We start from the raw sequence: 8786 nt of genomic DNA, 5'->3' as shown, positions 1-8786 counted from the left end.
CAGGAGACCCCCAATGGCATCGCTGCTCTTCTATAGCGACATCGTCCCCCTCAACAGCGAGCGGCACGCGGACCTGCGCCTGCGCGACGCCGCCGGCGACTGCAGCTTCGCCCGCGATACCCACTTCGTGCCGGTTGCCGGGGTGGAGTTCTACCAGGTGGCCGCGGACTATCCGATCCTGTTCGCGGGGAGCGATGAGGACCCCTCACCGGTAGCCCTGCTCGGCCTGGAGAGTGGTCGCAACCTGTTCGTGGACAGCGAGGGGCACTGGCAGAGTGGCACCTACGTGCCCGCGTTCGTGCGGCGCTACCCGTTCGTCCTGGCCCGGGGCGAGGACGGTGAGGATGCCGACATGACCGTGTGCATCGACCAGGCCTACGGGGGTTTCAACCGCGAGGAGGGCACCGCGCTGTTCGAGGACGACGGCAGCCAGAGCGAGTTCCTGCAGCGCACTGTCGGCTTCCTGCAGCAGTACCTCGCCGACAGCGAGCGCACCCGGACCTTCGCGCGGCGGCTCAACGAGCTGGGGCTGCTCGTACGCCGGGACCTCCAGATCACCGACGCCGACGGCAACAGCCGCGCGATCCGGGATTTCCGCGTCGTCGACGAGGCGGCCCTGGACCAGCTGGACGACGCCACTGTGGCGGAACTCCACCGCGACGGCTCGCTGGGCTGGATCCACGCCCACATGGTCTCCCACGGCCAGCTCGAGCGCATGCCGGTGCGTCTGCGCACCGAGGCGGCGTGATTCCCCCCGCGGGTCATAGCACCGGCGGGTCCGTACCCGGTCCCGGCCGGCGGCATGCCCGCCGGGGCGCGCCCGTGCCGGGTATGGCCGCGTCCGTATCTCGGTGGATAAAAAGGGGAGGGGTCGGTGTGCTGGCGCCCCGGGCAGGATTCGAACCTGCGACCTACCGCTTAGGAGGCGGTTGCTCTATCCGACTGAGCTACCGGGGCGTGAGCGGGCAGTATACCGGTGCGCCTCCCGGCGCCCAAATCCCGCCCATAAAAAAGGCCGGTCACTGACCGGCCTTTTTCCGTTATCTGGTGGAGCCGAGGGGAGTCGAACCCCTGACCTCTAGAGTGCGATTCTAGCGCTCTCCCAACTGAGCTACGGCCCCTGTAAGAACGCGAGGGAGTATATCATCGTGCTCTGTCTATGCAATACCGCCGCCCCGCGCGAGGCGGCGGTACGGCGGGTTCACTCGCCGGTCAGCAGCACCTTGATCGCCTTCTCGTCGCTGGCGCGGGAGAACACGTCGTAGGCCCGCTCCACCTCGTCGAGCCGGAAGCGATGGGTCACCAGCCCGGCCGCATCGACACCGCCGGCCTCGAGGATGCGCATGAGCACGGGGATGGTGTTGGTGTTCACCAGGCCGGTACGGACCGTGATGTTCTTGATCCACAGGTCCTCGAGGTGGAAGGTCACGCCCTTGCCGTGGACCCCGATGTTGGCGATGTGACCGCCGGGGCGGACGATGCGCTGGCAGATATCGAACGTGTCCGGGATCCCCACGGCCTCCATGGCCACGTCCACGCCTTCACCGCCGGTCATGTCCATGACCGTGTCCACCGCGTCGCCGGTGACCGTGTCGGTGGCGCCGAGCTGCCGCGCCATCGCCAGCCGGTTCTCGTCCGGGTCGATCATGATGATGCGCGCGGGGGAGTAGAAGCGCGCGGTGAGCAGGGCGGCGAGGCCGATGGGCCCGGAGCCCACGATCGCGACGGTATCGCCGAGCCCGACTTCGCCGTTGAGCGCGCCGATCTCGTGGCCCGTGGGCAGGATGTCGCTGAGCATCACCGCGGCCGCCGGGTCCAGTCCTTCGGGCAGGCGGTAGAGGCTGTTGTCCGCGTGGGGGATGCGCACGCGCTCGGCCTGGGTGCCGTCGATGCGGTGGCCGAGGATCCAGCCGCCGTCGCGGCAGTGGGCGTAGACGCCGCGCTTGCAGTAATCGCAGCGCCCGCAGGCGGTGATACATGAGATCAGCACCGGGTCCCCGGGTTTTACGCCGGCGACGCCGTCACCCACGGACTCGACCACGCCGACACCCTCGTGGCCGAGGATACGGCCCGGTTCGCAGGTGGGGACGTCGCCCTTGAGGATGTGCAGATCGGTGCCGCAGATGGTCGTGTGGGTGATTCGCACGACCGCATCCGTGGGTTTCTCGACGGACGGATCCGGACGGTCCTGCCATGTGCGCTTGCCGGGTCCTTCGTAGACCAGTGCCTTCATCGCGTTGCCTCCCTGCCTTTACAGGCCGTTACGTGGTATCCCCAGTCTAGCTCCGCCGCCGGCCAGGATCACCATCGTCGGTGAGGCACGCCGGACAGCCGCCGGCCGCCGTGCGGTGAGCGGAGGCCGGTGTTCGTGTCAGAATCCCCCTGTCGGCGGGCCATCCCGCGCCCATGGAGCAAGACGTGACGCCGCGGCTGTCGATCATTATCCCCGTCCTCGACGAGGCGGCCGTCCTGCCCGGGCTGCTGGCGTCCCTGGTGCCGTTTCGCGAGGCCGGGGACGAGGTCATCGTCGCGGACGGCGGCAGCCGTGACGGTACGCCCGCATCCGCGGCGCGGCGGGTGGACCGGGTCGTGGGCACGCCGCCCGGGCGTGCCCGGCAGATGAACGCGGGCGCCGCCCGGGCCTGCGGCGGGATGCTGTGGTTCCTGCACGCGGACTCGCGGCTCACCCCCGGATGCCGGGACGCGCTTCTCGACGCCGTCGACGGTGGTGCCGCGTGGGGGCGGTTCGACGTGCGTCTGAGCGGTGACCGCTGGCTCTACCGGGTCATCGCCGCGGCCATGAACACCCGTTCACGCTGGACCGGTATTGCCACCGGAGACCAGGGACTGTTCGTTGACGCCGGCGTGTTCCGGCGCGTGGGCGGATTCCCGGAGCAGCCGCTGATGGAGGATATCGCGCTGTCGGCCCGGCTGCGCCGTGTCGCGCCCCCCTGGTGCGCGCCCGGGCCGCTGGTGACCTCCAGCCGGCGTTGGGAGCGTAACGGCGCGTGGCGCACGATCGCACTGATGTGGCGCCTGCGCCTGGCCTACCGGCTCGGCGCCGATCCGCAGCGTCTCCACCGGCGCTACTACCGTAGTGGCGATGCCCCGTGAGCCGTCATCTGCTGATCTTCGCGAAGCCCCCGCTGCGCGGGCGGGTGAAGACCCGGCTGGCGCGGCGTATCGGCGACCGTGCCGCGCTGGCCGCATACCGGGGCCTGCTCCGCGATACGGTTGTCCGCCTCGCCGGCGCCGGCGGCGCCCGGCTTACCGTGGTTGGGGCCGGGGCGCCGCACCCGGCGCTGCGGCGCCTGGCTGAGCGTCACGGCGGTGATTTCCGGACCCAGGGGCCGGGCGACCTCGGGGCGCGGATGGAGCGCGCGCTGCGGCGCGTGCTGGCTGGCGGCGGTCTGCCGGTGATCGTCGGTGCGGACTGCGCTGGCGTGACCCGTGCCCATGTGACCGGGGCCTTCGCGGCGCTGGAGGCGGGGGCAGGTGTGGTGCTCGCCCCGGCCGAGGACGGCGGCTATGCGCTGGTGGGGGCCTCCCGGCCCGTGCCCGAGGCGTTCGTGCGCATGCCCTGGGGCGATCCCCGGTTGATGCCCCGTACGCGCCGCCGTCTTGCTGCTGCCGGCGTCCCCCTTACCGAGCTGGCACCGGCCTGGGACGTGGATGACTGGCGGGATCTGCACCGCTGGCGGCGCGAGCGCGGCCGGCGGCCGCTTGGAGGTCGCCCGCGCCACGGGTATCCTTGAGGCCCGTCGGGTTCAGCGGCATAACGCTCGCCGCTCAGGGCCCGGATCGATGCCGGCGGACCGCATAACGGCCCGCTTTCCCGGGCAGGTGGCCTGTCGGAGTCAGGCCGCTACTAGGAGTGGCGATGTTTCTGGAGCGCAACCCCCGCTTCGTCAGCCGTCTTACGCGCGACACCCTCGCGATCATACTGGCGGGCGGCCGCGGCGGCCGGCTCGCGAACCTCACCGACTGGCGGACCAAGCCGGCGGTGCCGTTCGGCGGCAAGTTCCGTCTCATCGACTTCCCGCTGTCGAACTGTATCAACTCGGGCATCCGCCGCATCGAGGTGATCACCCAGTACAAGGCGCACTCGCTGATCCAGCACGTCCAGCGCGGCTGGGGGTTCCTGCGCGGTGAGTTCGGGGAGTTCATCGAGGTCGTCCCGGCCCAGCAGCGCCTGGATAAGCCCCTGTGGTTCGCGGGGACCGCCGATGCCATCCATCAGAACATCGACATCATCCAGGCCCACAACCCGGGCTACGTCCTCGTGCTCGCCGGCGATCACGTCTACAAGATGGACTACGGGCCGATGATCGCCCAGCACGCCGCGAGCGGGGCGGACATGACCGTGGGCTGCGTGCGCATGCCGCGTGAGCGCGCGCGCTCGTTCGGGGTGATGACTGCGGATACCGACGGGCACGTGTTGCGTTTCGCCGAGAAGCCCGTGGACCCGGAGCCTACGCCGGACGATCCCGACCGGGCGCTGGTGTCCATGGGCATCTACATCTTCAATCGGGAGTATCTCTTCGAGCGCCTGCGCGCGGACGCCGAGGACATCAACTCTTCCCGGGACTTCGGCCGCGATATAATCCCCGCCGCGATCGAGCAGGACCGGGTGATGGCCTATCCATTCGCCGACCCTGAGTCCGGTGCCCAGCCCTACTGGCGGGACGTGGGCACCGTGGACGCCTTCTTCGAGGCGAACCTGGAGCTCATCGGCCGGACCCCGGAACTCGACCTCTACGACGAGGACTGGCCGATCTGGACCTACCAGGCGCAGCTGCCGCCGGCGAAGTTCATCCACGACGGCGAGGGTCACGGCGGCATCGCCGTGGACGCGATGGTCTCCGGCGGTGACCTCATCGAGGGCGAGGTGCGCCATTCGCTGCTGTTCAGCCAGGTCCGCGTGCGTCCGCGGGCCCGGGTGGAGGACGCCGTCATTCTGCCCGACGTCGAGGTGGGAGCGGGTTCGCGGATCCGCCGCTGCGTGATCGACGAGGGCTGCCGTATCCCGCCCGGGACGGTGATCGGCGAGGACGAGCAGGCGGATTGCGAGCGCTTCTACGTCTCCTCCGGCGGGGTGGTCCTGGTCACCGCGGAGATGCTTGGCCAGGAGGTCGCCCATGTCCGGTGATGGAAACGATTTCCATCGTTTTTCGGCCGACGAACGGTCACTGGCGACAATCCTGTATCCATTGAATTAATCCCTTTACAGCCCTAGAATTAGCTATGTCGCGGTGCAGCATGGCGACAGCAGAATCAGTGGTGTTTTCAACAATGTTCTGAATCGGAGGTTCACCATGCAGAATGAGGGGCGTGATCTCATCTTCTTCCCGTCCAGGGCGCAGGACCTGATGGCCATGACCGCCGCGGAGCGGGATCACTGGCTGATGCAGGAGATGCGCCGGGCCCGCGCCCGCACGATCCAGCATGGTGTCACCGCGATTCGCAACTGGCTCGGGCGTCGCTTCGGCTTCGGTGGCAGCGCGCCGGCGGGCAACGTGGTCTCGGTCAACGAGCGTGCCCGCGGCGGCGAGAGCCGCGAGGGCCGGCGGCACGTCGCCTGAATGACACGCCGGCGGCGCCACTGTGCAGCGGCGGCCTCCGGGCCGCCGCTGTCGTTTGCGCGAATGGTTTTTGGCCGTATGATTTCGGTTGTCGACGAATCCACCCCACTGAGTGAGGAGACGACGGAAAATGGCTAGTACGCTGCGTGCCATCATTGCCCTGACGCTGATCGCCGGGGTCCTCGTGATCGCGGGCTGCAACACCATGGAAGGCTTCGGCAAGGACGTGAAGAACACCGGAGAGGCGATCGAGAAGAAGGCGAGCGATTAGGCACAGGGCGGAGCGCCCGGCGGGCGTGTTCGTCCCGACGAGAGAAGCCGGCCCGCAGGCCGGCTTCTTCGTATCCGCAAGCTGGTACCGGGAGGGGGACTTGAACCCCCACGCCCTTTCGGGCATCGAATTTTGAGTCCGACGCGTCTACCGATTCCGCCATCCCGGCAGGGCGGCTTCAGTATACGTCAGCCGCGGACACCCCGTGAAGGCGCCGGCGGGGCGCGGGGATTCGCCGCCGTGCGGCGGCCCTGATACTATCGCCGGCTGTTCGATAACGGCACGGCCCCAATGGATCGCAGCGACTTCCACTTCGAACTGCCCGACGAGCTGATCGCCTCCCGCCCGTTGGCGGAGCGGACCGCGAGCCGGCTGCTTTGCCTGGACGGCGAGACCGGTGCGGTTGCCGACCGCCGGTTCACCGATATCGCGGGGCTGCTTGCACCCGGGGATCTGCTCGTACTCAACGACACCCGTGTCATCCCCGCGCGCCTGCATGGCTGCAAGGAGAGCGGCGGGCGTGTGGAGGTGCTGGTCGAGCGCCTGACCGGCGAGCACGAGGCGCTGGCGCACCTGCGCGCGAACAAGACGCCGAAGCCGGGGGGACGGCTGGTGCTGGAGGGCGGGATCGAGGCGGAGGTCGTCGCGCGCGAGGACGCGCTCTTCCGGCTGCATTTCGCCGGCGACACGCCGCTGCTCGAACTGCTGGAACGCCACGGCCACATGCCCCTGCCGCCGTACATCCGCCGGCCGGACGAGGGCCTGGACCGCGAGCGCTACCAGACCGTGTTTGCCGAGCGCCCCGGTGCGGTCGCCGCGCCCACGGCGAGCCTGCATTTCGACGAGTCGCTGCTGGCCGGGCTCGCCGGTGCCGGCGTGGAGGCCGCGCGCGTTACCCTGCACGTGGGGGCGGGGACGTTCCAGCCGGTCCGCGAGGCGGACATTACGCGTCATCACATGCACAGCGAGTGGCTGAACGTGCCGGCGGACACAGCCGCAGCGGTGGCGCGTACCCGCGAGCGTGGCGGCCGGGTGGTGGCGGTGGGCACGACGGTGGTGCGCGCGCTGGAGACCTGCGCCCGCGCCGGCACGCCGGCGGCATTCAGCGGCGAGACCGATATCTTCATTTACCCCGGCTATCGCTTCCGCGCGGTGGACGCGATGATCACCAACTTCCACCTGCCGGAATCGACCCTGATCATGCTGGTCAGCGCCTTTGCCGGCCGCGAGCACGTGCTCGCGGCCTACCGCCACGCCGTCGAGGCGCGCTACCGGTTCTTCAGCTACGGAGACGCGATGTTCATCCAGCCGCCCAGCCCGGAGGCCCGGGCATGAGCGTGGACTTCGAGATCGCGGCGCGCAGCGGCCGCGCCCGCCGGGGCACGCTGACCTTTTCCCGGGGGGGCTCGGTGCCGACACCGGCGTTCATGCCGGTGGGGACGTACGGCACGGTCAAGGCGATGACGCCGGAGGAGCTCGAGGAGCTCGGCGCCGGCATCATCCTCGGCAACACCTTCCACCTCTGGCTCCGGCCGGGCACGCGGATCATTCGTGCCCACGGCGATCTCCACGACTTCATGGGCTGGGACGGGCCGATCCTCACCGACTCCGGCGGCTTCCAGGTGTTCAGCCTGGGCCGGACGCGCCGGATCACCGAGGCCGGCGTGCACTTCCGCTCGCCGGTGGACGGGGCGAAGGTGTTCATGGGGCCGGAAGAGTCGATGACCGTGCAGCACGACCTCGGCTCGGACATCGTGATGATCTTCGACGAATGCACGCCGTATCCGGCGAGCGAGGCCGAGGCGCGCACCTCGATGGAGCGCTCGCTGCGCTGGGCGGCCCGCTCGCGGGCCCGTCACGACGAGCTCGGCAATACCAACGCCCTGTTCGGCATCGTTCAGGGCGGGGTCCACGAGGGTCTGCGCACGGCCTCGCTCCAGGGGCTCACGGAGATCGGCTTCGACGGCTATGCCATCGGCGGCCTCGCCGTGGGTGAGCCCGCCGAGGAGCGCCACCGCGTGCTCGAGCACCTGGAGCCCCAGCTGCCCGCCGGCCATCCGCGCTATCTCATGGGCGTGGGCAAGCCGGAAGACATCGTCGAGGCGGTGCGCCGCGGCGTGGATATGTTCGACTGCGTCATCCCCACGCGTAACGCGCGCAACGGCTTTCTCTACACCGAGACCGGGGTGCTTCGCATCCGCAATGCGCGCCACGCGGAAGATATCCGACCCATCGATGAAACCTGTGGCTGTTATACGTGTCGACACTACTCACGGGCCTACCTGCGGCACCTGGACCGTTGCAGGGAAATCCTGGGGGCACGGCTGAACACCCTGCACAACCTGTACTATTTCCAGCGGCTGATGACGGGAATCCGTTCGGCGATCGAGGCGGACCGCTTCGAGGACTGGGCGGCGTCGTTCTACGCCAAGCGCCGGGGGCTGTGACATAATGCGCGACTTTGCGGGTCACCCGGGAGGCGGTGGCCGCGGAGTTGATACGTCAATGATATCGAGGAGACTCGTATGGACTTCCTGATTTCCGATGCCCTGGCCCAGGGGCAGGGCGGGGCCGCACCGGGCGGTACGCTCACCAGTCTGATCTTTCCCGTTGCCCTGATCGTCATCTTCTACTTCCTGCTGATCCGTCCCCAGCAGAAGCGCGCCAAGGAGCACAAGAAGCTCGTCGAGGGCCTCGCCAAGGGCGACGAGATCGTCTCCAGCGGCGGGCTCGCCGGCAAGGTGACCGATGTCGGCGAGAACTTCGCCAGCGTCGAGATCGCCCCGAATGTCGAGATCCGGCTGCAGAAGAGTGCCGTGGCGCAGGTGCTGCCCAAGGGCACGCTCAAGCAGAAGCTGGAGAAGGCCGACAGCGGCCAGGACAAGTCGGGGAAGAAAGCCGGCAAGTCGGACGAGCAGTAATCCCGCCGCGAC

Annotated in this window: 10 protein-coding genes and 3 tRNA genes; 9 read left to right on the top strand and 4 right to left on the bottom strand. The window is 69.0% G+C overall.

The window, feature by feature from the left end; translation table 11 throughout:
• Window positions 1-13: 13 nt before the first annotated feature.
• Window positions 14-748 carry a SapC family protein gene (locus tag ACEZHJ_RS15195; RefSeq protein ID WP_163138759.1) on the top strand — a complete coding sequence of 245 codons (735 nt, stop codon included), beginning with the start codon at window positions 14-16 and terminating at the stop codon, window positions 746-748.
• A 132-nt stretch (window positions 749-880) separates the two neighbouring features.
• Here ACEZHJ_RS15195 and ACEZHJ_RS15190 read toward each other — a convergent pair.
• The 3 genes from ACEZHJ_RS15190 to ACEZHJ_RS15180 all read right to left on the bottom strand — a co-directional run bounded on the left by ACEZHJ_RS15190 (window position 881) and on the right by ACEZHJ_RS15180 (window position 2233).
• Window positions 881-957: transfer RNA gene (locus ACEZHJ_RS15190), tRNA-Arg, on the bottom strand.
• A gap of 88 nt (window positions 958-1045) precedes the next feature.
• A tRNA-Ala gene (locus ACEZHJ_RS15185) sits at window positions 1046-1121 on the bottom strand.
• Between the two features lie 80 nt (window positions 1122-1201).
• Complete coding sequence (locus ACEZHJ_RS15180; RefSeq protein WP_018717273.1) at window positions 1202-2233, bottom strand: zinc-dependent alcohol dehydrogenase family protein; 1032 nt, start codon at window positions 2231-2233, stop codon at window positions 1202-1204.
• 173 nt (window positions 2234-2406) lie between these two features.
• On the opposite strand from ACEZHJ_RS15180, the gene ACEZHJ_RS15175 reads away from it, so the two are divergent.
• The 5 genes from ACEZHJ_RS15175 (at window position 2407) to ACEZHJ_RS15155 (ending at window position 5853) form a co-directional block, all read left to right on the top strand.
• Complete coding sequence (locus tag ACEZHJ_RS15175; RefSeq protein ID WP_163138758.1) at window positions 2407-3114, top strand: TIGR04283 family arsenosugar biosynthesis glycosyltransferase; 708 nt, start codon at window positions 2407-2409, stop codon at window positions 3112-3114.
• A complete protein-coding gene (locus tag ACEZHJ_RS15170) occupies window positions 3111-3755 on the top strand; it encodes a TIGR04282 family arsenosugar biosynthesis glycosyltransferase (protein ID WP_163138757.1) in 645 nt (214 codons plus the stop codon). The genes ACEZHJ_RS15175 and ACEZHJ_RS15170 overlap by 4 nt, the downstream gene beginning before the upstream one ends.
• 125 nt (window positions 3756-3880) lie before the next feature.
• Window positions 3881-5149 carry a glucose-1-phosphate adenylyltransferase gene (glgC, locus tag ACEZHJ_RS15165; RefSeq protein ID WP_018717276.1) on the top strand — a complete coding sequence of 423 codons (1269 nt, stop codon included), beginning with the start codon at window positions 3881-3883 and terminating at the stop codon, window positions 5147-5149.
• Window positions 5150-5315: 166 nt separating this feature from the next.
• A complete protein-coding gene (locus ACEZHJ_RS15160; RefSeq protein ID WP_375036671.1) occupies window positions 5316-5582 on the top strand; it encodes a hypothetical protein in 267 nt (88 codons plus the stop codon).
• 130 nt (window positions 5583-5712) lie between these two features.
• Complete coding sequence (locus ACEZHJ_RS15155; protein ID WP_018717278.1) at window positions 5713-5853, top strand: entericidin A/B family lipoprotein; 141 nt, start codon at window positions 5713-5715, stop codon at window positions 5851-5853.
• Between the two features lie 82 nt (window positions 5854-5935).
• Here ACEZHJ_RS15155 and ACEZHJ_RS15150 read toward each other — a convergent pair.
• Window positions 5936-6022 (bottom strand) — tRNA-Leu (locus ACEZHJ_RS15150).
• A gap of 122 nt (window positions 6023-6144) precedes the next feature.
• Here ACEZHJ_RS15150 and queA point away from each other — a divergent pair.
• The 3 genes from queA to yajC all read left to right on the top strand — a co-directional run bounded on the left by queA (window position 6145) and on the right by yajC (window position 8774).
• Window positions 6145-7188: a tRNA preQ1(34) S-adenosylmethionine ribosyltransferase-isomerase QueA gene (gene queA / locus ACEZHJ_RS15145; protein WP_018717279.1), complete on the top strand. Its 1044-nt coding sequence runs from the start codon at window positions 6145-6147 to the stop codon at window positions 7186-7188.
• Window positions 7189-7190: 2 nt separating this feature from the next.
• On the top strand, window positions 7191-8300 hold the full coding sequence (gene tgt, locus ACEZHJ_RS15140; RefSeq protein WP_211210584.1) for a tRNA guanosine(34) transglycosylase Tgt: 1110 nt from the start codon (window positions 7191-7193) through the stop codon (window positions 8298-8300).
• Window positions 8301-8378: 78 nt separating this feature from the next.
• Window positions 8379-8774: a preprotein translocase subunit YajC gene (yajC, locus tag ACEZHJ_RS15135; RefSeq protein WP_018717281.1), complete on the top strand. Its 396-nt coding sequence runs from the start codon at window positions 8379-8381 to the stop codon at window positions 8772-8774.
• The last annotated feature ends 12 nt before the right edge of the window (window positions 8775-8786 follow it).

The sequence above is a fragment of the Arhodomonas sp. KWT2 genome (assembly GCF_041949875.1).
Taxonomy (GTDB): Bacteria; Pseudomonadota; Gammaproteobacteria; order Nitrococcales; family Nitrococcaceae; genus Arhodomonas; species Arhodomonas aquaeolei.
This window is presented reverse-complemented; position numbering and strand designations above follow the sequence as displayed.